Genomic DNA, 21,575 nt, shown 5'->3' with positions numbered 1-21,575 from the left:
GAACGCCGCCAATGTAGAACGCGCCTTTAAAACCGCCTTCCTGACGCTCTGCGTCACGCCTGGCTCCGTTTACCTGCCGGATATCCGGCCATCATGATTACTCTGCATCGTCCTTTCATGTGACGGTGCCTCGATGAGAAGAATTCACTCATGTCTAATTTCATGCAAGAGGTGGCGCGCCGTCGCACCTTTGCGATCATTTCGCACCCCGATGCGGGTAAAACCACCATCACTGAAAAAGTGCTGCTGTTCGGACAGGCGATTCAGACCGCCGGAACGGTGAAAGGCCGCGGCTCCAGCCAGCACGCTAAATCTGACTGGATGGAGATGGAGAAGCAGCGTGGCATCTCTATCACCACGTCCGTTATGCAGTTCCCCTACCGTGACAGTCTGGTTAACCTGCTCGATACGCCGGGGCACGAAGACTTCTCGGAAGATACCTACCGCACGCTGACGGCGGTGGACTGCTGCCTGATGGTGATCGACGCGGCGAAAGGCGTCGAGGATCGTACCCGCAAGCTGATGGAAGTCACCCGCCTGCGCGATACGCCGATCCTGACCTTTATGAACAAACTTGACCGTGACATCCGCGATCCTATGGAGCTGCTGGATGAGGTCGAGAGCGAGCTGAAGATCGCCTGCGCGCCGATTACCTGGCCTATTGGCTGTGGCAAGCTGTTTAAAGGCGTCTACCACCTCTATAACGACGAAACCTATCTCTATCAGTCAGGGAAAGGCCACACCATTCAGGATGTACGCATCGTTAAAGGGCTGGATAATCCAGAACTCGACAGCGCGGTCGGCGAAGAGCTGGCGGCGCAGCTGCGCGAAGAGCTGGAGCTGGTCAAAGGGGCATCGCACGAATTTGACCAGGAGCTGTTCCTGAGCGGTGAGATTACCCCGGTCTTTTTCGGCACCGCGCTGGGTAACTTTGGCGTTGATCATATGCTCGATGGCCTGGTCTCCTGGGCACCCGCGCCGATGCCTCGCGTAACGGATGCCCGCACCGTTACCGCGCAGGAAGAGAAATTTACCGGCTTCGTCTTTAAGATTCAGGCCAACATGGATCCGAAACACCGCGACCGCGTTGCCTTTATGCGTGTGGTCTCCGGTAAATATGAAAAAGGCATGAAGCTGCGTCAGGTGCGCACCGGCAAAGACGTGGTGATCTCCGATGCGCTGACCTTTATGGCGGGTGACCGCTCGCACGTAGAAGAGGCCTGGCCGGGCGATATTATCGGCCTGCATAACCATGGCACTATTCAGATCGGTGACACCTTTACCCAGGGTGAGAACATCAAGTTCACTGGCATCCCGAACTTCGCCCCTGAGCTGTTCCGTCGTATCCGCCTGCGCGATCCGCTGAAGCAGAAACAGCTACTGAAAGGGCTGGTTCAGCTGTCAGAAGAGGGGGCAGTGCAGGTATTCCGTCCGGTGCACAACAACGATCTGATTGTCGGCGCGGTAGGTGTGCTGCAGTTTGACGTGGTCGTGGCGCGCCTGAAGAGCGAGTACAACGTTGAGGCGATTTACGAAGCGATTAACGTCTCAACGGCGCGCTGGGTTGAGTGCAGCGATGCGAAGAAATTTGAAGAGTTCCAGCGTAAAAATGAGGTTAACCTCGCGCTGGATGGCGGCGATAATCTGACCTATATCGCGCCAACCATGGTCAACCTCAACATCACGCAAGAGCGCTATCCTGAGGTGATTTTCCGCAAAACGCGCGAGCATTAATTGCCGCTGCCACAGGGCCAGTCAGCTTTGGCTGGCCCTGTTTCTCTTCTCCAGACTCCTCCTAAAAACTCTGTTTTTTCTCTTAACTGGCGTGCGATCAACCAGTTAATCCAGCAAAACGCCAAATACCAACTATGATTATTCTGTCGGACGGCAAAAGAGAACCTGGTTCTCCCTTACGTCCCGCTACGCAGCAGCGCCGTTTGCTGCTGTTGCGCCCACGGTTGTGGGTGAGCTCACTGACAGAAGGAAGATATCGATGAATAAGACTAAGATTGCCCAAACGCTGATGGCGGTAATGGTTGGTTCCGCCCTGTTAAGCGGCAGCGCCCTGGCGGAAGACTCTATGACGCAAAAAGCGCAGCAGAGTGCTGACAGTGCCGGTGCGAAAATCAATAGTTCTATGAAAAAAGTCGATGGATTTATGGATGACAGCGCCGTCACCGCAAAAGCCAAAGCGGCTCTGGTGGATGACGAAGCCATAAAGAGTACGGATATTTCCGTGAAGACGCATGACGGTGTGGTGACGCTGAGCGGTTTTGTCACGTCGCAGGATCAGGCTGAAAAAGCCGTTGCCGTTGTGAAGAAAGTGGAAGGCGTTAAATCCGTCAGCGATAAACTGCACGTTAAAGACAGCAAATCACAAAGTTTAAAAGGATATGCCGGGGATGCGGCAACGACCAGCGAAATTAAAGCTAAACTGTTAGCCGATGACATCGTTCCGTCGCGCAACGTTAAGGTAGAAACGACCGACGGCGTTGTACAGCTCTCAGGAACCGTCGCGACTAAAGCGCAGTCGGACCGCGCGGAAAGTATCGCGAAAGCCATTGAAGGCGTTAAAAGCGTTAAGAATGACCTGTCCGTGAAGTCTTAACGTCGTGAGTACGGCGTCTGCGTGACGCCGTACTGACACAAGAAAACCCAAACTGGGAAGAAACGAGCAGTTCGATTTCATAAAGGTAAGGAGAGGCTTATGTTTCGTTGGGGTATTATATTTCTGGTAATTGCACTGATCGCGGCGGCGTTAGGATTTGGTGGCCTCGCCGGTACGGCAGCATGGGCAGCTAAAGTTGTCTTCGTTGTTGGTATTATCCTGTTCCTCGTGAGCCTGTTTACCGGCCGCAAACGTCTCTGACCGGCTGAGTTATTCTGATCTTTGCAACGAGCATGCATAAAGCGGAGACCAGCCAGCTATCGCGTAGCGTGAAGGAACACGCATCAGGTGCGATGGCCGTCGCCAGCGAGCATGGCGGTGGGTCGGGAGAAAACATGGCTGGTTCTCCGGGATGCTGCTGAACGTAAATGGACATCTGTAACAGCAGCTCTCAGAACCCTTTCTGAGGAGCAGATGTGGGTATCCGGATCCCTGTTACGCTGGGTGCCATTGAGCCCCTGGCCCTTTCCCCGTTTAACGCACAGAAAATCGCTCTGGTTTGCGAAGGTGGCGGTCAGCGCGGTATCTTCACTGCAGGGGTGCTGGATGAGTTCCAGCGCGCCAGATTCAATCCTTTTGATCTCTTCATCGGCACCTCAGCAGGTGCACAAAATCTGTCGGCCTTTGTCTGTGGACAGCAGGGCTACGCGCGACGCGTGATTACCCGCTACACCACCAGCAAACTCTTTTTTGATCCGCTGCGTTTTGTGCGCGGTGGCAACCTGATCGATCTCGACTGGCTGATAGACGTAACCCAGCGTGAACTGCCGCTGGCGCTGGACAGCGCTAAACTGCTGTTCGACAGCGGGCGCGAGTTCTATATGTGCGCCTGCCGCAGCGATGACTACTCACCCGGCTACTTTGCGCCGACCAGCGCCAACTGGCACGATCTGATTAAGGCGTCGAGCGCCATCCCGGGCTTTTATCGGCTGGGAGTCGATCTGGAAGGTATCAGCTACCTGGATGGGGGCATCAGTGATGCGATTCCGGTGCGTGAAGCCGCAAGGCGCGGCGCGGATACCATTGTCGTCATCCGCACCACGCCGTCCCAGATGTTCTATACCCCTGAATGGATGAAGCGCATGGAGCGCTGGCTCAGTGCCAGCGCGCTACAGCCAATGGTTAATATTCTGCATCACCACGAGGCGAGCTACCGCGAGATTCAGCAGTTCATCGAGCAGCCGCCGGGCAACCTGCGTATCATTGAGATCTATCCGCCCCACGTGCTGGCGAGCATGGCGCTGGGCAGTCGTGTCGCCTCGCTGAACAAGGATTATCATCTGGGACGGCGCTGCGGTCGCTACTTTCTTGCCACGCTGGGACAGTGGCTGAGTGACGCCCAGCCATTTGTGCGCTACACCACGGTGACGCCGCCTGCGCCTGTTGCCAATGCACCTGATAACCGGCCGGTAATCACGCCGCTGCTGGCGGAGAATGATGCCGATTACGATAAAGGGTCGCTGGCATGAGATTTATTGATACCCACTGCCATTTCGATTTCCCGCCCTTTGTCGGCGATGAGGAAAACAGCATTGCGCGTGCCGCTGACGCGGGCGTGGAGCGCATTATTGTTCCGGCGGTGGATGCCAGCCGCTTTGAAGGCATCACTGCGCTGGCGGCACACTACTCTGGGCTGTATGCCGCCCTCGGCCTGCATCCTGTTGCCATCGAGCGGCATGAGGATGCACACCTCGCGCAGCTGGAGAGCTGGCTGAAGCGTAAACCGACCAGGCTGGTGGCCATAGGGGAGATCGGCCTGGATCTCTACAGGGAGAACCCGGCATTTGCGCGCCAGGAAGCGCTGCTGGATGCGCAGCTACAGCTGGCAAAGCAGTATGATTTGCCGGTGATCCTGCACTCGCGCCGCACCCATGACAAGCTGGCGAGCCAGCTGCGTCGGCACGACCTGCCGCGGCGCGGCGTGGTGCACGGTTTTGCCGGTAGCCTGCAACAGGCTCAGGCCTTTATTAAGCTCGGCTATGCCATCGGCGTCGGCGGCACAATGACCTACGCGCGCGCCAGCAAGACCCGGAACACGCTGGCACAGCTGCCGCTGGAATCGCTGCTGCTGGAGACCGATGCGCCAGATATGCCGCTCTACGGCTTCCAGGGTGAGCCGAACCGTCCGGAACGCGCGCGACTGGTGTGGCAGGCGCTGTGCGAACTGCGGCCGGAAGCGCCACAGGTTATCGCTGAGGCGCTGTGGCGCAATGCACAAACCCTGTTTGCTCTGCCAGAGTAATCCCTCCTGTGTGACAATAGTAACATTGCCCCTCCTTGCGTTATAATAGCGATATATCTGCCTGCTCCTGACAGTGATGTGATGAGTTGCACAGTAAACAGCGCCTCACATTGTTAGGATTATCACATTACACCGGCGCTTCTGCGCCTGTTTGTTATCTGGAGAACATCATGACTGACATGACCGCCGCTGCACAGCGCGCGCTGCACCTGATGGATTTGACCACCCTGAACGAAGACGATACCGATGAGAAGGTGATTGCGCTGTGCCGCCAGGCCAAATCGCCAGCGGGTAACACCGCCGCCATCTGCATCTATCCCCGCTTTATTCCGGTCGCACGCAAGGCACTGCGCGAGCAGGGAACACCAGAGATCCGTATCGCAACCGTGACCAATTTCCCCCACGGCAACGACGATATCGAGATTGCCCTCGCGGAAACCCGCGCGGCTATTGCCTATGGCGCAGATGAAGTCGACGTGGTGTTCCCTTACCGCGCGCTGATCGCGGGCAACGCGCAGATCGGTTTTGATCTGGTGAAGGCGTGTAAAGAGGCCTGTGCGCAGTCTGGTGTACTGCTGAAAGTCATCATTGAGAGCGGCGAGTTGAAAGAGGACGCGCTGATCCGTCAGGCATCAGAGATCGCTATCGACGCAGGAGCAGACTTTATTAAAACCTCAACCGGTAAAGTGCCGGTCAACGCTACGCCGGAAGTGGCGCAGATCATGATGAGCGTCATTCGTGACAAGGGCGTTAAGCAACAGGTGGGTTTCAAACCCGCCGGCGGCGTGCGCAGCGCTGAAGACGCGGCTCTCTACCTGAAGCTGGCAGACGATATCCTGGGCGAGGGCTGGGCTGACGCGCGTCACTTCCGCTTTGGTGCATCCAGCCTGTTAGCCAGCCTGCTCAACGCGCTGGGCCATCAGACCGCCAGCAGCAAAGCCGGCTACTGATGATGTGAACGGCGGTCGCTGGCCGCCATTTCCATCCAACCCTGATTTGACTGAGGGGGCGATTGTGTTTCTGCCGCAAGAAATTATCCGCAAAAAACGTGACGGTCAGGCGCTGAGCGAAGAAGAGATCCGCTTTTTCATCAACGGTGTGCGCGACAACAGCGTATCTGAAGGGCAAATCGCTGCGCTGGCGATGACTATTTTCTTTCATGATATGTCGCTGCCCGAACGCGTGGCGCTAACAATGGCGATGCGTGACTCCGGCACCGTGCTCAACTGGCAGTCGCTGAACCTCAACGGTCCGGTGGTGGACAAGCACTCTACCGGCGGCGTCGGCGACGTGACCTCGCTGATGCTGGGGCCAATGGTCGCCGCCTGCGGTGGCTACGTGCCGATGATCTCCGGACGTGGTCTCGGCCACACCGGCGGTACGCTGGACAAGCTGGAAGCGATTCCTGGTTTTGATATTTTCCCGGACGATGCGCGCTTCCGCCAGATTATCAAACAGGTTGGCGTGGCAATTATCGGCCAGACCCGTTCGCTCGCGCCAGCAGATAAGCGCTTCTACGCCACGCGCGATATCACCGCCACCGTCGACTCTGTTCCGCTGATTACCGCTTCTATCCTGGCGAAGAAGCTGGCGGAAGGGCTGGATGCGCTGGTGATGGATGTCAAAGTCGGTTCCGGGGCCTTTATGCCAACCTTTGAGGCGTCGCTCGACCTGGCGCAGGCGATTGTCGGCGTGGCAAACGGCGCGGGCTGCACCACCACGGCACTGCTGACCGACATGAACCAGGTGCTCGCCTCCAGCGCGGGTAACGCGCTGGAAGTGCGTGAGGCGGTACGCTTCCTGACGGGAGCAGAGCGTAATCCGCGCCTGCTGGAAGTGACGCTGGCGCTCTGCAGCGAAATGTTGATCTCCGGCAAGCTGGCAGCCAGCGAGGAAGAGGCGCGCGAAAAGCTGTTGCAGGTGCTGGACAATGGCCAGGCGGCCGAGGTATTTGGCCGTATGGTGGCCGCACAGGGCGGCCCGGCCGATTTTGTCGAACGCTATGAAACCTGCCTGCCGCAGTCGACGCTCAGCAAAGCGGTATATGCCGAGCGTGCTGGCATTGTCAGCAGTATGGATACGCGCGCGCTTGGGATGGCGGTGGTCTCCCTTGGCGGCGGACGTCAGCGCGCCAGCGACAGCATCGACTACAGCGTTGGGCTGAGTGAGATGGTTACGCTGGGCGAGCGGGTTGATACTACGCGTCCGCTGGCAATTATCCACGCCAGCAGCGAGGCGAGCTGGCAGCAGGCAGCAGCAGCGGTAAAAGCCGCCGTGACGCTGGGCGACAGCGCCCCGGAGATGACACCGGTGATTTATCGCCGCGTTACCGCTGCCTGATGATCGAAGCCGCAAATTTGCGGCTTTATGCTGCCGTTGAGCAGGCATTCGGGTATACTGATCTGATCGCTTTTTTTTGACTTGTCACGCGCGCTGGCGCAGGAGACTTGCATGAAACGTGCTTTTATTATGGTGCTCGATTCCTTTGGGATCGGCTCAAGCAAAGACGCCGACAAATTCGGTGACGCAGGATCGGACACGCTGGGCCATATCGCCGAGGCGTGCTTTAACGGTAAAGCGGACGAGGGGCGTAAAGGCCCGCTGCATCTGCCTAATCTGACCGCGCTGGGGCTGGGTAAAGCCGCCGAACTCTCCACCGGCCGCTTCCCGCTCGGACTGAATCCTGATGCTGAGATCACGGGCGCGTACGCTTACGCCAGTGAAATCTCCTCCGGCAAAGATACGCCGTCTGGTCACTGGGAAATTGCCGGTGTGCCGGTACTGTTCGACTGGGGCTACTTCAGCGATAAAGAGAACAGCTTTCCCCAGGAACTGCTCGACAAGCTGGTGGCGCGCGCAAACCTGCCGGGCTACCTTGGCAACTGCCACTCTTCCGGCACGGTGATCCTTGACCAGCTGGGCGAAGAGCATATGAGAACCGGCAAGCCGATTTTCTACACCTCTGCAGACTCCGTGTTCCAAATCGCCTGTCATGAAGAGACCTTTGGCCTTGACCGCCTCTATGAGCTGTGCGAAATCGCCCGCGAAGAGCTGACCGAAGGCGGCTACAATATTGGCCGCGTCATTGCACGTCCGTTTGTGGGTGATAAAGCGGGCAACTTCGAGCGCACCGGCAATCGCCATGATCTGGCCGTTGAACCCCCTTCACCCACCATGCTGAAAAAGCTGGTCGATGAGAAGGGCGGGGAAGTGATCTCGGTCGGTAAAATTGCCGATATCTATGCCCATCAGGGCATCACTCAGAAGGTGAAGGCGACCGGTCTGGACGCGCTGTTTGACGCCACGATTGAACAGATGAAAAAAGCGCCTGACCAGTCCATTGTCTTTACCAACTTTGTTGATTTTGACTCTACCTGGGGACATCGTCGCGACGTCGCCGGTTATGCAGGCGGGCTGGAGCTGTTCGACCGCCGCCTGCCGGAGCTGATGGCGCTGGTAAAAGAGGACGATATTCTGATCCTCACCGCCGACCACGGCTGCGATCCTACCTGGCCGGGTACAGAACATACGCGCGAGCATATTCCGATCCTGATCTACGGCCCGAAAGTGAAGCCTGGCTCGCTGGGCTACCGCGAAACCTTTGCGGATATTGGTCAGACGATCGCACACTATTTTGGCCTGTCCGATATGGACTATGGCAAGAGCATGCTGTAAACAGCGACGCTACATTTAAAAAGGACAGAGAAACAATGGCAACTCCTCACATTAACGCAGAAATGGGTGACTTCGCTGACGTGGTACTGATGCCGGGCGATCCGCTGCGTGCGAAACACATCGCGGAAACCTTTCTGGAAAACCCGGTTGAAGTCAACAACGTGCGCGGCATGCTGGGCTACACCGGTACCTACAAAGGCCGTAAAGTGTCCGTTATGGGGCACGGCATGGGTATTCCGTCGTGCTCCATCTACGCTAAAGAGCTGATCACTGACTTTGGCGTGAAAAAGATCATCCGCGTAGGCTCCTGTGGCGCGGTACGTGCAGATGTGAAGCTGCGCGACATCGTTATCGGCATGGGCGCGAGCACCGACTCTAAAGTCAACCGCATGCGCTTCAAGGATCACGATTTTGCTGCTATCGCCGACTTCGATATGGTGCGCAATGCGGTTGACGCCGCCAAAGCGCTGGGCGTAGAGGCGCGTGTCGGCAACATTTTCTCTGCCGATCTCTTCTATACACCCGATCCGCAGATGTTCGACGTGATGGAGAAGTACGGCATCCTCGGCGTAGAGATGGAAGCGGCCGGTATCTACGGCGTGGCAGCAGAGTTTGGCGCGAAAGCGCTGACCATCTGCACCGTTTCTGACCACATCCGCACGCACGAGCAGACCACTTCTGCCGAGCGCCAGACTACCTTCAACGATATGATTAAGATCGCGCTGGAGTCCGTTCTGCTGGGCGACTAAGTCTGCGTCTGCGATCGCCTGCTGCCGTCGGGCAGGCGATCGCTCTCTCCTTTCGTAACATTCTCACCAAATGACACACTTTCCTCGACTCCTGTGCATCTTCCTGCTGGAACCGGTCCCCTGGCTCCCTATCATTAGCGCGACAACAAAAAATTACTCATCTGCAAATGCCGCCTAATGAATTTCCGCAATTTCGAAGCTGAAGAGAAGCTGTTCGCGCGCCGCGCGCTGGTCGCTTTTATGCTGGTCGTTATCTGTTTCACCATTCTCGGTATTAACCTCTACCGTCTTCAGGTGCGCGATCACAGTTACTACCAGACACGCTCTAACCAGAATGACATCAAAATGATCCCTGTCGCGCCCACGCGCGGGCTGATTTTCGATCGCAATGGCATTCCACTGGTGCATAACATCACCTGGTACGACATTACGCTGACGCCGTACAAAATCGATGATATGCAGGCAACGCTAAAGGCGCTCACGCCGATAGTCGATCTGACGCCAGAGGAGATCGACAGCTTTACCCGCACACTCAGGCAGAGCAGCCGTTATAAGCCAGTGGTGCTGAAAGAGGAGTTGACCGATGAGCAGGTTGCGCGCTTCTCAGTAAACCAGTACCGCTTTACTGGCGTTACCATCGACAGCTATCAGGACCGTGAATACCCTTATGGCGCAGACCTGGCGCACGTTGTGGGCTATGTCTCCAAAATCAACGACAGCGACTATAAGCGGCTGAATGCTGCTGGTATTGCCGAGAATTATGCCGCCGACCATAACATCGGCAAGCAGGGCATTGAGGGCTATTACGAGTCGCTGCTGCACGGCAAGCCCGGCTATCAGGAAGTGGAAGTGGATAACCATGGCCGCATCGTCCGGGTACTGAAAGAGGTACCGCCCGTGGCGGGGAAAAACCTGACTCTGACTCTCGATTTGCATCTGCAACAGTATGTGGAAAGCCTGCTGGCAGGACAGCGCGCGGCGGTGCTGGTGGAGGATCCGCACGATGGTGCGGTGCTGGCGATGGTTTCCAGCCCCAGCTACGATCCCAATCCGTTCGTTAAAGGCATCAGCTATCAGGCTTATAAGTCTTTGTTACAGGATAAAGACCTGCCGCTTATCAATCGCGTAACGCAGGGGCTTTATCCCCCGGCGTCAACGGTCAAACCCTATATGGCAATGTCGGCGCTGCTGACGGGCGTGATTACTCCGCAGACCCATTTTTATGGCGCGCCAACCTGGACACTGCCGGGCACCGACCGCCGCTATCGCGACTGGAAAAAGAGCGGTCACGGTATGCTGGACGTTACCAAAGCCATTGAGGAGTCTGCCGACACCTTTTTCTATCAGGTGGCGTTTATGATGGGGATAGACCGTATTCACAGCATGCTCAGCCAGTTTGGCTATGGTCAGTCCACCGGTATCGATCTGAACGAAGAGTATAACGGCCTGCTGCCGAGCCGCGACTGGAAGCAGCGAGTTCACAAGAGAGGCTGGTATCAGGGCGACACCGTTTCGGTAGGCATCGGGCAGGGCTACTGGATTGCGACCCCCATTCAGATGGTCAAGGCGATGGTGGCATTGATCAATAACGGCAAGGTCATTGCTCCTCACCTGCTGGAGAAGAGCGCACGTGGCAAAACGGTGGAAATGTATCGGCCAGTTCAGCCTCAGCAGCAGATTGGAGATGCGCGATCGCCTTACTGGGCGCTGGTGCGTCGTGCAATGTTTGGCATGGCGAATGCCCCCAACGGCACCGGCTATAAATATTTCCATACCGCGCCATACGGCATTGCGGCGAAAAGCGGCACCTCACAGGTGTTCAGCCTGAAGCAAAATCAGACCTATAACGCGAAGATGATCCCGATACGCCTGCGCGATCATATTTTCTATACTGCCTTCGCGCCTTATAACGACCCGAAAGTGGCGGTGGCGCTGATTCTGGAGAACGGCGGCAACGAAGGCGTTACCGCCGCGCCAGTGATGCGTGAAATTCTCGACCATATATTTCTGCCGCTGCCGAGCTCAGCGCCGGTTGAAACGGCGCAGCAGCCCTGACAGCGGCCAGAAGTGCACCAGGGGCCCTTCCTGCTCGTCAGCGGGCAGGGGGGCGGCATCAGTTAAACCAGCTGCCGGCCTTTTTTTCTCGCGCTTTACCTTCGCTCTGCATCAAATCACGCCCGCCCAGTGACAGGTTACGCGTAGCGTCCGCCTCCGACTGGATGACATCGGTGCGCGCTGCGCGGGATTTCAGCTCCTGGTCGATATAGTCGTCCTCACGCGCGACGCGTGTCGCTTCGCGTTTCAGCGCAAGCTTGCGCTGTTCCAGCTCCAGCTGACGCAGCTCATCTTCATAGCTCTGATCGCGCTTCTTGTCAGCCTGGTTTTCTGCCAGCACGCGCGATTTTTCTGCGGCGGCGGCGGCATCGCGCTGGCGCTGACGTTCCGCGCTGGCGGCGGCAATTCTGGCGCGGCGCGCGCGCTCTTCGCGTGCTTCACGGTCAAATCTGGCCTGACGCGCATCATCCAGCGCCTGCTGCTGTGCTTTCCCTGCATTTTCTGCCGCCGCAACGGCGGCCAGCTGATCCTGCAATGAACTCGCCTGGGCGTTAAACGTCGCCGACAGGCCAAGCGTCACCAGTGACAGAAGAGTGATAACCGATTTCACTTATCCTCCTCAGGCTTTCTTCGGGCAGGTCGTGTTCGGCTGAATGCGTGTTTCATTGTTTTTCGTGGAGATCACCACCGCCAGACCAGAGGTAAAATCGCAGCTACGTCCAACCTGCGTAGAGGTAAAGACTTTTGTGCCCTCTTTGTAGGTCAGGGAAACGCCTTCTACCAGGGTTTTATCGCTGACCAGCGAGCCTGCTGCTGCGCCAACTGCGCCACCGCCGACTGCACCCGCAGCCGTACCCAGGCCAGATCCGGTACCGACGTTATGACCTGCCACGCCGCCTGCTACCGCACCGAGGATGGCACCGAAAGTCTGTGCCGCTTCTTTGTTGCGCGTATTGTCTACGGCCACTTTAGCGGGCAGAACCGAGATGATATTGACGGTTTTCGTTTCTTGTTTGCTATTGAGCTGGGCTGTGTCGTAGACATTCGCCGCATAGCTGTCGGCGTTGCTCTGACAGCCCGTCAGAACCAGAGGGGAAAGAATGCTTAACAGTAATAATGGTTTTGCCAGTTTCATCTCGAAAACTCCTTTTAAGAAAAGTCCGAATTAATAGCATGCTGTTTTGAGATGAAAAGTCACTGAGACTCTTTTTAGTAAAAAAACTGATGTAATGAATAGAATTTGCCTTAAGTCAGAAAAATGGTCGGGAGTAAGTGCAATTCTGAATGGCTGTTAAATGCTTTTTAATCAGGAGGTTGGCTATCGACAGGAAAAGAGATGTGATTTAAGGTCAAAAAACGGTTTTACTTAAGGCAAATTTCAGGGGGATCCAGTTAATCAGAATTTATATTTCTGACCTTTGCGTATCCGTAATGTGCAGAGCATAGCCACCGCGCGTGCGGGCCTTTAGCTCTATATCAATACCCGTTAATGCAGACGATGTGTGGCCACCGCGCGTGAAGGCCTGTAAGCGAAAAGCCGGCAACACGCCGGCTCCCCGATCACGCCTGCTTTAGCGTTTCCGTCACGTGACTGATGGCGCGTACCACTTCTGACGAACTGTCGCGTAGCTCACTGATAACGCCGCCCGCCTGCTGCGCCAGCACAACACCGTGATCGGCGCGCTTCATGTTGGACTCAATGCTTTTCAGCGCCTTTGACGCCAGCAGATGATTCTGTCTGACGCGACTTTCTATCTCTGTGGTTGCCTGATTAATGTTGGCTGCCAGCGTACGGACCTCGTTCGCAACCACGGCAAAGCTACGGCCGTGCACGCCTGCACGCGCCGCTTCTACGGCGGCATTTAATGCAATCAGGTTGGTCTGGTCGGCAATACGCCGAATACTGGCAACAATGGCACCAATACGTTCGGAAGAGTCGCTGAGGTCAGAGATATTGCCAGAGATACCGTGTAGCTCGCCCGCCAGCGCATTGATCGTCTCAACGCTGTCCTCGATCACGCTGGCCCCATAGCGGGTACTTTCGCTGGTCTGCAACGCGGTCTGATACGCCTGCTGCGCCGCGTTGCGCTCCTGCTGATTTTTCTCAACCTGAGCCGTAACGTCGGTGGCGAATTTCACTACTTTATACAGCCTGCCCTCGTCATCGAATACCGGATTGTAGGTCGCGCGTAGCCAGACGGTCTCGCCTTTTTTATTCACGCGCTCGAACTGACCAGAAATAAATTCACCGCGGTTGAGCTGCTGCCAGAAATCTTTGTACCCGGCGCTCTGACGCAGCGCTTCGGAGCAGAACTGACTATGCGGCAGGCCCGTGACTTCCTCCGCGCGGTAGCCCATGGTCTTGAGAAAGTTAGCGTTAGCCTGCAGCACCTCCCCTTTGAGGTTGAAGGCGACCACGGCCATTGAGCGTTCAATGGCCGTAATCATGGCGCGCTGTTCCTGCGAATCAACGATGCGTGCGGTGATATCGGTGGCAAGCTTAACAATCTTCACTACGCGGCCGCTGCGATCCTGGACCGGCACATAATTTGCCTCCAGCCAGACGGGACGACTGTTTTTTGCCAGGCGTAGAAACTTATCGCTAAAGCTTTCGCCGCGAGCAAGGCGATGCCAGAAGTCACGATAGTGGGGGGAGTGCACAAAATCGGTGGTGCAGAAGAGACTGTGATGCTGGCCGATCACTTCACTCGACGTATAACCCATGCGCTCAAGGAACAGCGGGTTAGCAGTAAGGATCACGCCGTCAGGCGTAAACTCAATCATCGCGATAGCGTCGTTGAGCGAGTTAAGGGTAGCGGAAGGATAGCTGTTTTTCTGCCACGCAAGGCGTGACAGGATTCCTGATGAAATAGTAGAAAACATGGTGCACCTTATTATGGGTATGAAGTGTCGCGATCGTTATCGGCACGGCTGGCGCAAAAATAAGCGCAGCGGGGCGGGGACTGCGTTTTTTTTAATTCTCTTTTCTGCCAGTTGCTATAAAACGCAGCAGTCAGCGACAATTTGATGAAAAGCATTTGACGCTGCGGGGTCATTAAGGTTTAATGCGCCCCGTTGCCCGAATAGCTCAGTCGGTAGAGCAGGGGATTGAAAATCCCCGTGTCCCTGGTTCGATTCCGGGTTCGGGCACCAAAATTTGAAACCCTCGCTTCGGCGGGGGTTTTTGCTTTTGTGCGCTATCTGTCACGCCCTGAAGCAGGGCAATAGCGCCGCATATGCCTGCTTTGCTAAAAATCAGATCCGACGGGCGCCAGGCATGACCGTCATTATCCCCAGCGCTATAACAGCAAATCCTGTCAGTCCCTCAGCCGCACCCAGTCCCGCATAAACCGCGCCAAACAGTGCTGAACCGGCAACCTGGCCCGCCGCCAGCATAAAAAACGCCACGCTAACCCCTGCCGACGCTGAAGCTGGCGTAGCGGCTGCGCCATAGACCAGCAGCACGCCGGAAAGCGTAACGTAACCTGCTCCTCCCAGCGCCACGGCGGGAAACAGCCACCCTGAAAAGTCATGCAGGCTCGCCAGCACCAGTAGCGGCAGCGCCATACAGAGCAGCGACAGACGATAGATCTGTACCATGCTGAGCCAGCGCCGCACCGCACCGGTCATGGCGCCTGCAATACCCGCGCCGCCGCCAGTCAGCCAGAGCAGGCTGCTGGTACGCGCATCAAGGCGCAGATGGTTCTGTAGGATTTCGGGGCCAAAACTCCACCAGGCGGCGCTGGCCGATCCGCTAATAAAGGCCACAATCGCCAGGCGAATCAGGGATTGTTGCCTTACCAGACTGCGCCAGCGGGTGCGATCGCCCTCTTGTTCGCGGCGAATCGGAGAGAGAGAACGTCGAGCCGGAAGCAGGCACAGCAAGGCCAGCAGAGCAAAGCACACGCAGGCCGCGCGCCAGCTGCCCGGCAGCAACAGCAGAACAGGCACGGAAAGCATAATGCCCGCGCTGGTACCGGCGTTAATCGCAGTATTGGCGCTCTCCTGCTGCGCAGGCGGCATGCCCTCACTGACCGCGCTGGCGATGGCAGGCGAGGCGAGGCCAGCGCTCAGCCCGGCGATAAAGAGTCCGCCTGCGAGCATCAGCGGCGAAAAGGCGCAGGCCAGCAGCAGCAAACCGCCTGCGGCGCAGAGAGCAGAAAGATAAGCCGTTGCTCTGGTGCCGTGCCGCGTCACCAGCCAGGGCGCAGCGGCGGTCGCAAGGCAGTAGGACAGATAACTACAGGCGGTAATTATTCCGGCAAGGTGGTCGCTGAAGGGGATATCTTGTTTCACCGCAGGCATCATCAGACCCCATGCAAAGCGCGCCATGCCATAGGTCACGGCGATCAGTAAGAAGCCGGTCATACTCAGCGCCGTGGCTGATTTCACTGGCAGGCTTCCTGCTGAGACAGCAGCCGTGCAGCGGCGTCTCCCGCGTGCTTCGCCGCATCGGGGCCAAGCATTACGGCGGACATAACCGCGCCCTCAAACAGCATCCACACCGCATTTGCCAGCGCCTCATCCGTCACGCAGTCGCTAATATAACGGCGCAGCGCATAGCGATAGTCAAGCGCATGCGCCGCCAGCATGGCATCTTTCTCTGCATATTCACCCCAGGCCTTTATAAAGAAGCAGCCCTGCGCACCATACTGTTCCGTCCATTTACCGAGCGTGGTAAACAGCCCGTGCAGTGCCTGCGGATGCTGTGCCGGAAGCAGATCGCTGAAGAATCGCGCTCTGCGTGCTGCCATTACGCCAATCGTCAGCGCCTCACGCGAAGCGAAGTGGTGATAAAACGTGCGTGTGGAGACGCCCGCCTCCCGACACAGCTGGTCGGTACTGGTCGCGTGAAAACCGTTGTTGTAGAACAGCCTTTCAGCCGCCTGCAAAATATCGTCGCGTTTGCTCATACTTTAAAAGTAAACCGATCGTTTTACTTTTGCGTAGTGGCGGCCTCTTTTTTTTCCCTGCGTATGAGAGAACTATCCCAGCGCGCGCAGGTAGCGTTCCCCGGAGCGCAACACCACATCCTTTGCATTACGAACAATATCCTGACCTTCAAAAGCACCGTAGAGCCGGGAAAAATCGAGCCTGGTACAGCGGCGCAGCATCTCCTCAACCGTGGCGGCGGCGAGCGGCAGCATATTGGGGTAGCTCCACATAAAGGAGACCGCATCTTTCCCTGGCGTGACCTGAATAATATCGCCCGCCAGCAGCACGCCGCCATGAGCCTTCCAGTGCAGCACGCAGCCACCAGCGAAATGGCCGCCCAGCCGTACCATATCCACCTCACTGTTTAGCGGCAGCACGTCACCCTGCCAGAACTGGAGGGCAGCGCTGTCGCGCATCACCCACTCACGATCGTCAGCATGCAGACAGACTGGCGCATCAAACTCAGCGGCCCACGCCTGCATGGTGGTGTAGTAATGGGGATGAGAAATCGCAATGGCGCTGAGGCCGCCAAGCGCATGGATCAGCTCAGCCGTGGCGGAATCGAGGCTGGCAATGCAGTCCCAGAGAATATTGCCGCCGCCACTGCGCAGCAGCAGGGCGCGCTGACCAATGGCGAAGTTCGGCACGGTTTTAATGCTGAGCAGATCCTCTTCAAGGCGTTGCCATTTGTTCTGATGACAGTCCGTTACCGAGGCAAAATCCGTCCACTGCTGGCCGCTGGCGGGCACCCACTGCCGCTCATCCTCACAAATCTTACAGCGTTGCGGTAAAGGGTCGGCATATGCAGTGCCGCAGGTTGCGCATATTTTCATCATTACAGCCTCAGTCACGTTAGCGTAGTTCTGACTATAGTCGGTAGCCGCTGACGAGAAGAGAGCAGGTTGCAGCGCGCTGAATAGCGAAGCTCAACCGCTGAGTCTGCGGAAAGCCTGCGTTAAACCAGATAAAATCCCGTGGTTAAACCAATAAAGCGCTGCTCATCACGTTTCAACCGCCTCTCTTTACAGAAATATCCGCACAGGCAAAATACATCTTATTTCTCTACGTCCGCATGTTATGTCTGAAGAAACGCTGCGTCAGCAGATACAGATTTTGAAAAAGCATAATGCGCGACTCAAGCGTATAGCGCATGACGCACGCAGCAAGCTCAGCGCAGCGCTGGACGGTACGGGCCTCTGCCTGTGGCAGCTCGATATCCCCAGCGGAAAGCTGGTAATTTTCAACCGGCGCTGGGGGGCAATGCTGGGCTATCAGCCTAAAGAGAGCAAAGCGAACTTCGCTGAATGGCAGGAGAGCCTGCATCCGGAAGATGCCGCAGAGGTCTTGAAAGCCTTCTATGACCATATTGAAGGCAAGACGCCCTACTATGAGGCGCTGCACCGCATGATCGCCAAAAATGGCAGTATTAGCTGGGTACTGGATCGCGGCCGCATCAGCGAATGGGATGAAAACGGTAAACCGCTGAAGGTCACCGGCACCCATATCGATATGACTAAAGAGAAGCAGTACGAAGCGCAGCTGGCGATACTGGCGAATCACGATCCCCTGACGCAGCTTCCCAACCGTCACGCACTGCGCACCGCCTTCAGCCAGATGCGCAGGCAGGATGCGCTCTGTGTGGCCTTTATCGACCTTGACGATTTCAAACACGTTAACGATACGCTTGGCCATCGCAGCGGCGACCGGCTGCTGATTCAGCTCAGCGAGCGCCTGAGTAAGATTTGTCCTGAATCCGTGCTTTGCGGCAGGCTGAGCGGGGATGAATTTGTGCTGCTGATGCCCTTCGGTCAGGATGATCCTCTCGTGGCAGAAATCGGTTACGCTTGCCTTGAGGCGGCGCTGATGCCCTTTGAGCTGGAGAACGGCACCGCCAGCATTGGTGCCTCTATCGGTATTGTGCAGACGCGACCGCAGGAGGGATTTAGCACGGTGCTGAGCCGCGCTGATGAAGCGATGTACCGCATCAAGCGTAACGGTAAAAGTGGCATCGGGCTGGGATAGCGTACCCGGCAGCGCGCACGCAGCAGGCGGAGCAGAAGCTGCCTGCCGTATCCCTGAACGCCCGGTTTGGGATAGCGGCAGCGCTGACTGACGCGCCACGTCTCAGACATGAGGGCGTCCTTAAGGTCCTGTTGTTTTTCACCCGCATCAGCACGAACGCCATACCGTTATTCTCCTTTTCGCTGACGCTAAAACCTCTTTTGACAGCACGACCCGCTCTGCTGCCGTGCAACCCTGCTCGCAACCTTATTGCGCTGCTCACCTGAAAATCCGCGCTGTCCTGGGCTCAGCGCATTCGCGCAAATTTGTTATCGAGAGGCACACTGGCGCAGACCATCAGTGGAGCGGCCAGAAACCGACCAGCAGAGAAACTGCTCTCCTGACCTGAGCGGTTCGCGCCGTTTCTCAACCTCCTCGCGCTTGTATGCAAACGCTGGATATGAGGTTACCAGCCACAGGCTCTTCCGCATTCGCAGCGCGCCAGCGTGAGCGCCACCTCGCGGCACAGCGTTATTGCGTGGCGACAGAGGCAGCCTGGCGTGCGCTCTGTCAGGCCTGATAGCGGATTATCTGAAACGACGTGTCGCAAATTTTTCACAGTGGCTGGCCGCAAGTATCGTTAAAACATGCCTGAACCCCCGATCGGAGTTTTATTTCCGCCTCGCTTAAGAATAAGCGAGAGTAATAATCGAAGCGGTAAATAATTTAAAAATCCGCCAGGTTGATCATTTATCGATCATTTTTAATGACTTACAGCATTAAATAAAGAGTTAAGCCGCTTCGCTTTTATGGTTTGTTTGCCTTAACTGACGTTTAGGTCTTTTTCCTAAAATTAACGGAAAGATGATCATTTAATGATCAGCCGTTCCGCTTATATTGAACGATCAGGTTGATGTTACCGCTTCGTTTTTAATAGTGCATTTATCCGAAATGAAGGTTAAACAGGCGTGGTTTAAGTATTTATAAGGGCAAATAAGGGGGTGGGAATGAGGTTTTTCACAGCGTAATCACCCGAAAGCATGATTTCATTAAGAAACTGTCGGCTCATTGATTTGTTTTCTTTGAAAGCGTTTTTTTTAATTCTCCAGCACGCAAGACTTGATCCATTATTTATAAAAGCTACATTTAACGCTGCGCCATCAACGCTGATGAAGCGTAGGCTGTGATATTTTTATTATTAATCCTTAAGAGGAACACAGTATGTCTCAATATCGTGGTGGAGCTGGGAACTTTGCGGTTGATCGAGAGCGAGCAGCGGAAGCGGGCAGAAAGGGCGGCCAGAAGAGCGGCGGCAATTTCAAAAACAACCCTGAACGTGCAATTGAAGCCGGTCGGAAAGGAGGTAAAATCAGTCGCAGAAGCTGAAATTACAGTCAGTTAAATGAAGTGATGAACGACATTTGACTGTGAGCGAGTCATTCTTCTTCTTTTTTCGTTCTCTTTGCGAATCCCTCTGACAGAAGAGCCTTCCTGATTGTTTAAATCGGGATTTCAGCAATTAAGCCGGGCAGGAACATCCTCTGTCCGGCTTTTTTATCTGAGGTCATAAAATGCGCCCAGCGTAAGCGGCCTGCCTGAATAGATATCTGACATCGACTCCGGTCATCATTAATTAATTCATTATATTTATACAGAGGAGAGTAATGTTGTACAAATATGCCAGAGCATAAATGAATGCCTATTTACCGCTTTGCTTAAAACAAATGATAATCCTAACTCATTGGCATATCTGAAAAAAATGCATTTCACATGCTACTTTTGACAGCGTAGCTGGTGGATAAATAAGAGGCAGCGTTTCCTGTTGGCCATTTTTTATATCTGTGCAAACAAGGTACGGTGAGGGTATGGATAACGCTGATGTCTTACTCGCGTGAATAAATAATTTTCTCTGGTAAAGGAAAGGGTCGGTAACATCACTGGTGGGTCATACCTCCTTTTTGTTACAGAGAGGTACAGAAAATTAACAGTGCAGTCTAAACAGCTTGTCAGGCAAGGTGTGCAGATGTTTTCGCCGGAAGTGAAATAACGCTGATGGGAAAGATAAGCGGCTTATTAAAGAAAGAATGTGCGAGATTAACATGCTTCAATTAACAAATTTAGGAGATACGGGGGCTGGGTTGAAAGTGCGTGCTTACTATGCTTTTACGAGCCCTGAGCGGTTTTAAGGTATGCCGGCCCGCAAAGGCCAGCATAAGCGTTAGTTTGTTGTGGGTTGCCAGGTTGCGGGAGCCTGTGCGTTAATCCGCTTTGGCAGGAGCTTCGCGTGGTAGAAAGCGTCTGCAATGGTTTGCTGCTCTGCCAGATCGCTTTTCGTCACCGCCTCCACCTGGTAGCTGCGCTGCCTGTTCGCTTTCTCAATAGTGGCAACCGGCAGCTTGCCCCACAGCGGCGACAGTCGCGCGGCTGCCTCGGACGGATGCGCCTTAAGCCAGACAGATTCCTGCTTTAGCGCCTGAAAAACAGTATCAAGCACCTGAGGATGGGTACGGGCAAACGGCGTAGAGGCGAGGTAATAGCGCTGATAGGTTGCCAGTCCTTTGCCGCTGGTCAGCACGTGCGCATGCTGCTCTACCTGCGCGCTGGTAACGTAGGGTTCCCAGGTGACCCATGCAGCCACGCTGCCATTTTCCAGCGCAGCACGTCCATCAGCGGGCGTCAGCCAGGCAGGAGAGATATCGCTGAAGGTCAGCCCGGCTTTGTTGAGGGCGGCAATCAGCAGATAGTGGCTACCTGCCGCTTTGGTGACAGCAATTTTCTTACCTTTGAGATCCTGAAGTGTCTTGATCGACGAATCCGCGGGCACCAGAATGGCCTGGGCATCTGGCGACGGCGTTTCACGCGCGTAGTAGGTCAGGTTCGCGCCTGCGGCCTGAGCAAACAGCGGCACGGTATCTGCAACGTCTGCTGAGAGATCGATATTGTTGAGGTTGAGGGCTTCGAGCAGCGGCAGACCGCTGGAAAACTCGTGCCAGCTGACCCTGATGCCCTGCGCAGCCAGCGATTTATCAAGATCGCCGCGCTGCTTAATGAGCGTCAGCAGGGTAGAGGATTTTTGGTAACCAATACGTAGCGTTTCATCCGCCTGGGCAGACAGAGAGAGCAGGGCGGTGAGCAGTAGCATGCCGCCCGGCAGCGAACGAGAAAGTTTCATGGGCGTTCCTGGAGAAGGTTTATCATCACCGTGATGATAAAAGCGCGTCAGAAACGCGCTAAACGCCTTTTTTGCATT

At 55.7% G+C, this 21,575-nt stretch carries 19 protein-coding genes and 1 tRNA gene; 13 read left to right on the top strand and 7 right to left on the bottom strand.

The annotated features are described in order from the left end of the window. The first annotated feature begins 150 nt into the window (after positions 1 to 150). The 10 genes from prfC (at position 151) to mrdA (ending at position 11,389) form a co-directional block, all read left to right on the top strand. Entirely contained in the window at positions 151 to 1,734 is a 1,584-nt protein-coding gene (gene prfC, locus HP564_RS14380; protein WP_371244121.1) for a peptide chain release factor 3, read from the top strand. A 259-nt stretch (positions 1,735 to 1,993) separates the two neighbouring features. Beyond that, a complete protein-coding gene (gene osmY, locus HP564_RS14375; RefSeq protein WP_371244119.1) occupies positions 1,994 to 2,608 on the top strand; it encodes a molecular chaperone OsmY in 615 nt (204 codons plus the stop codon). Between the two features lie 99 nt (positions 2,609 to 2,707). Continuing rightward, positions 2,708 to 2,869, top strand: a complete 162-nt coding sequence (locus tag HP564_RS14370; protein ID WP_009634777.1) for a DUF1328 domain-containing protein — start codon at positions 2,708 to 2,710, stop codon at positions 2,867 to 2,869. A 215-nt stretch (positions 2,870 to 3,084) separates the two neighbouring features. Then, positions 3,085 to 4,137: a patatin family protein gene (locus HP564_RS14365; RefSeq protein ID WP_371244117.1), complete on the top strand. Its 1,053-nt coding sequence runs from the start codon at positions 3,085 to 3,087 to the stop codon at positions 4,135 to 4,137. Then, positions 4,134 to 4,910 (top strand): TatD family hydrolase, encoded by a 777-nt coding sequence (locus HP564_RS14360; RefSeq protein WP_371244115.1) that lies wholly within the window; start codon positions 4,134 to 4,136, stop codon positions 4,908 to 4,910. Before HP564_RS14365 ends, HP564_RS14360 begins: the two co-directional genes overlap by 4 nt. Positions 4,911 to 5,080: 170 nt before the next feature. Next, positions 5,081 to 5,860, top strand: coding sequence for a deoxyribose-phosphate aldolase (gene deoC, locus HP564_RS14355; RefSeq protein WP_371244113.1), 780 nt, complete (start codon positions 5,081 to 5,083; stop codon positions 5,858 to 5,860). A gap of 64 nt (positions 5,861 to 5,924) precedes the next feature. After that, on the top strand, positions 5,925 to 7,250 hold the full coding sequence (gene deoA, locus HP564_RS14350) for a thymidine phosphorylase (RefSeq protein WP_371244111.1): 1,326 nt from the start codon (positions 5,925 to 5,927) through the stop codon (positions 7,248 to 7,250). Positions 7,251 to 7,361: 111 nt separating this feature from the next. Beyond that, complete coding sequence (gene deoB / locus HP564_RS14345; protein ID WP_371244110.1) at positions 7,362 to 8,585, top strand: phosphopentomutase; 1,224 nt, start codon at positions 7,362 to 7,364, stop codon at positions 8,583 to 8,585. A gap of 35 nt (positions 8,586 to 8,620) precedes the next feature. Continuing rightward, positions 8,621 to 9,334 (top strand): purine-nucleoside phosphorylase, encoded by a 714-nt coding sequence (deoD, locus tag HP564_RS14340; protein WP_371244108.1) that lies wholly within the window; start codon positions 8,621 to 8,623, stop codon positions 9,332 to 9,334. Positions 9,335 to 9,511: 177 nt separating this feature from the next. Further along, on the top strand, positions 9,512 to 11,389 hold the full coding sequence (gene mrdA, locus HP564_RS14335) for a penicillin-binding protein 2 (protein ID WP_371244107.1): 1,878 nt from the start codon (positions 9,512 to 9,514) through the stop codon (positions 11,387 to 11,389). Between the two features lie 58 nt (positions 11,390 to 11,447). Here mrdA and HP564_RS14330 read toward each other — a convergent pair whose 3' ends face one another. The 3 genes from HP564_RS14330 to HP564_RS14320 form a co-directional block, all read right to left on the bottom strand. Further along, positions 11,448 to 11,987, bottom strand: coding sequence for a DUF5384 family protein (locus HP564_RS14330; protein WP_371244260.1), 540 nt, complete (start codon positions 11,985 to 11,987; stop codon positions 11,448 to 11,450). A gap of 21 nt (positions 11,988 to 12,008) precedes the next feature. Continuing rightward, positions 12,009 to 12,524 (bottom strand): hypothetical protein, encoded by a 516-nt coding sequence (locus tag HP564_RS14325; RefSeq protein ID WP_371244106.1) that lies wholly within the window; start codon positions 12,522 to 12,524, stop codon positions 12,009 to 12,011. A gap of 425 nt (positions 12,525 to 12,949) precedes the next feature. Then, entirely contained in the window at positions 12,950 to 14,272 is a 1,323-nt protein-coding gene (locus HP564_RS14320) for a PAS domain S-box protein (protein ID WP_371244104.1), read from the bottom strand. A 194-nt stretch (positions 14,273 to 14,466) separates the two neighbouring features. Here HP564_RS14320 and HP564_RS14315 point away from each other — a divergent pair. Then, positions 14,467 to 14,542: transfer RNA gene (locus HP564_RS14315), tRNA-Phe, on the top strand. A 102-nt stretch (positions 14,543 to 14,644) separates the two neighbouring features. On the opposite strand, the gene HP564_RS14310 is transcribed toward HP564_RS14315, so the two are convergent. The 3 genes from HP564_RS14310 to HP564_RS14300 all read right to left on the bottom strand — a co-directional run bounded on the left by HP564_RS14310 (position 14,645) and on the right by HP564_RS14300 (position 17,160). Next, entirely contained in the window at positions 14,645 to 15,781 is a 1,137-nt protein-coding gene (locus HP564_RS14310) for an MFS transporter (protein WP_371244103.1), read from the bottom strand. Further along, a complete protein-coding gene (locus HP564_RS14305) occupies positions 15,778 to 16,302 on the bottom strand; it encodes a TetR/AcrR family transcriptional regulator (RefSeq protein ID WP_371244102.1) in 525 nt (174 codons plus the stop codon). Before HP564_RS14305 ends, HP564_RS14310 begins: the two co-directional genes overlap by 4 nt. A 72-nt stretch (positions 16,303 to 16,374) precedes the next feature. After that, positions 16,375 to 17,160, bottom strand: coding sequence for an MBL fold metallo-hydrolase (locus HP564_RS14300; protein ID WP_371244100.1), 786 nt, complete (start codon positions 17,158 to 17,160; stop codon positions 16,375 to 16,377). 241 nt (positions 17,161 to 17,401) lie between these two features. On the opposite strand from HP564_RS14300, the gene HP564_RS14295 reads away from it, so the two are divergent. Beyond that, complete coding sequence (locus HP564_RS14295) at positions 17,402 to 18,346, top strand: diguanylate cyclase domain-containing protein (RefSeq protein ID WP_371244099.1); 945 nt, start codon at positions 17,402 to 17,404, stop codon at positions 18,344 to 18,346. 1,200 nt (positions 18,347 to 19,546) lie between these two features. Beyond that, positions 19,547 to 19,711 (top strand): general stress protein, encoded by a 165-nt coding sequence (locus HP564_RS14290; RefSeq protein WP_071997459.1) that lies wholly within the window; start codon positions 19,547 to 19,549, stop codon positions 19,709 to 19,711. An 832-nt stretch (positions 19,712 to 20,543) separates the two neighbouring features. Here HP564_RS14290 and HP564_RS14285 read toward each other — a convergent pair. Continuing rightward, a complete protein-coding gene (locus tag HP564_RS14285; RefSeq protein WP_371244098.1) occupies positions 20,544 to 21,497 on the bottom strand; it encodes an aliphatic sulfonate ABC transporter substrate-binding protein in 954 nt (317 codons plus the stop codon). Positions 21,498 to 21,575: the final 78 nt, after the last annotated feature.

The organism is Pantoea sp. KPR_PJ (assembly GCF_041386365.1).
In the GTDB taxonomy this organism is placed as follows: domain Bacteria; phylum Pseudomonadota; class Gammaproteobacteria; order Enterobacterales; family Enterobacteriaceae; genus Pantoea.
The sequence above is the reverse complement of the archived record's forward strand: the minus strand, read 5'-3'. Positions and strand labels throughout refer to the sequence as shown.

Excerpts from the sequence above, each read along its gene's own strand:
- HP564_RS14285 (WP_371244098.1), bottom strand. The coding sequence starts at position 21,497 with ATGAAACTTTCTCGTTCGCTGCCGGGCGGCATGCTACTGCTCACCGCC.
- prfC (WP_371244121.1), top strand. The coding sequence starts at position 151 with ATGTCTAATTTCATGCAAGAGGTGGCGCGCCGTCGCACCTTTGCGATC.
- HP564_RS14360 (WP_371244115.1), top strand. The coding sequence starts at position 4,134 with ATGAGATTTATTGATACCCACTGCCATTTCGATTTCCCGCCCTTTGTC.
- HP564_RS14370 (WP_009634777.1), top strand. The coding sequence starts at position 2,708 with ATGTTTCGTTGGGGTATTATATTTCTGGTAATTGCACTGATCGCGGCG.
- HP564_RS14305 (WP_371244102.1), bottom strand. The coding sequence starts at position 16,302 with ATGAGCAAACGCGACGATATTTTGCAGGCGGCTGAAAGGCTGTTCTAC.
- deoC (WP_371244113.1), top strand. The coding sequence starts at position 5,081 with ATGACTGACATGACCGCCGCTGCACAGCGCGCGCTGCACCTGATGGAT.
- HP564_RS14320 (WP_371244104.1), bottom strand. The coding sequence starts at position 14,272 with ATGTTTTCTACTATTTCATCAGGAATCCTGTCACGCCTTGCGTGGCAG.
- osmY (WP_371244119.1), top strand. The coding sequence starts at position 1,994 with ATGAATAAGACTAAGATTGCCCAAACGCTGATGGCGGTAATGGTTGGT.
- HP564_RS14290 (WP_071997459.1), top strand. The coding sequence starts at position 19,547 with ATGTCTCAATATCGTGGTGGAGCTGGGAACTTTGCGGTTGATCGAGAG.
- HP564_RS14300 (WP_371244100.1), bottom strand. The coding sequence starts at position 17,160 with ATGATGAAAATATGCGCAACCTGCGGCACTGCATATGCCGACCCTTTA.
- mrdA (WP_371244107.1), top strand. The coding sequence starts at position 9,512 with ATGAATTTCCGCAATTTCGAAGCTGAAGAGAAGCTGTTCGCGCGCCGC.
- HP564_RS14295 (WP_371244099.1), top strand. The coding sequence starts at position 17,402 with ATGTCTGAAGAAACGCTGCGTCAGCAGATACAGATTTTGAAAAAGCAT.
- HP564_RS14325 (WP_371244106.1), bottom strand. The coding sequence starts at position 12,524 with ATGAAACTGGCAAAACCATTATTACTGTTAAGCATTCTTTCCCCTCTG.
- deoB (WP_371244110.1), top strand. The coding sequence starts at position 7,362 with ATGAAACGTGCTTTTATTATGGTGCTCGATTCCTTTGGGATCGGCTCA.
- deoD (WP_371244108.1), top strand. The coding sequence starts at position 8,621 with ATGGCAACTCCTCACATTAACGCAGAAATGGGTGACTTCGCTGACGTG.